1 protein-coding gene and 1 pseudogene are annotated in these 1175 nt (G+C 41.4%); both read left to right on the top strand.

Annotation, left to right across the window (positions count from 1 at the left end):
- Positions 1 to 727: ATP-grasp domain-containing protein (locus A7Q09_RS10005; protein ID WP_347877505.1), on the top strand; the 727-nt coding region annotated here is incomplete at its 5' end.
- A gap of 12 nt (positions 728 to 739) precedes the next feature.
- A pseudogene (locus A7Q09_RS10000) lies at positions 740 to 1175 on the top strand (succinate--CoA ligase subunit alpha); the annotation flags it as partial.

Raw genomic sequence — 1175 nt, 5'->3', positions numbered from 1 at the left:
AAAATTTGTTTTGCCTGATTATTCACTTTGGGATTTTCAAGCCAGAGAGTTTGGATTAGATCTTGGATTCAGAGGGAAGGAACTCGTTGAGCTTTCTCGCATCCTCAAATCGCTGTATAAGACCTTTGTCAAATACGATGCAAGTCTCTGCGAGGTCAATCCTCTAGCTATGGATAGGGAAAGGAAATTTTGGGCATTAGATGCCAAAATAACGATAGATGACAATGCTTTGTTTAGGCAGAAAGAGCTTTTAGCTTACCGTTATGAAACAATTTATGATCCACAAGAATCCGAAGCGATTCGTTCCGGGGTCAACTATGTCGGGCTAGATGGTCAGATTGGTTGTATGGTCAATGGAGCCGGGTTGGCTATGGCTACTATGGATATTTTGGACCGTTTTGGAGGCAGACCGGCTAATTTCCTTGACGTTGGCGGGGGGGCGGATCAAAGCCAGGTGGAGAATGCCTTTCGTATTTTATTATCAAATCGGAATTTAAAAGTGATTCTAATCAATATTTTTGGTGGTATCATGCGCTGCGATCTTATTGCGGAGGCAATCGTAGAGGCAACAAAAACCCATCGACCTTCTATTCCTTTGGTTATACGGCTGGAAGGAACACGAGTCAAAGAGGGAAAAGCAATTTTGGAAAACTCTTCCCTTGAGTATCTCTTCGCCGATGATCTAGAAGATGCGGCTCGAAAAGCCGTTCAATTCTTAAAAAAATAATTATAAATTCCTATGGCTATTCTGCTAAGAAAAACAGATCGAGTAGTTGTTCAAGGTATTACTGGAAAATACGGAGCGTTTCATACACGACTCTGTATGGATTATGGGACAAAGATAACCGCAGGGGTTTTCGAAAATAATGTACCTATCTTTGATACACTTAAGGAAGCAAAAGAAAAAACCGATTGCAATGTTTCTCTCATTTTTGTTCCAGCTCCTTTTGCGGCCGATGCAATGATAGAAGCTCTATATTGCCAGATGGATCTCATTATTTGCATTACGGAGGGAATCCCAACGTTTGATATGGCAAAAGTTAAGCGTCTACTATTTCAAGAAAAGACACGCCTTGTTGGTCCTAATTGTCCTGGAATAATTACTCCGGGGGAATCAAAAGCAGGCATTATGCCTGGATACATTCATAAGCCGGGAAAGGTTGGGGTTGTTTCAA

The sequence above is a fragment of the Methylacidiphilum sp. Yel genome (assembly GCF_004421185.1).
In the GTDB taxonomy this organism is placed as follows: domain Bacteria; phylum Verrucomicrobiota; class Verrucomicrobiia; order Methylacidiphilales; family Methylacidiphilaceae; genus Methylacidiphilum.
The sequence above is the reverse complement of the archived record's forward strand: the minus strand, read 5'-3'. Positions and strand labels throughout refer to the sequence as shown.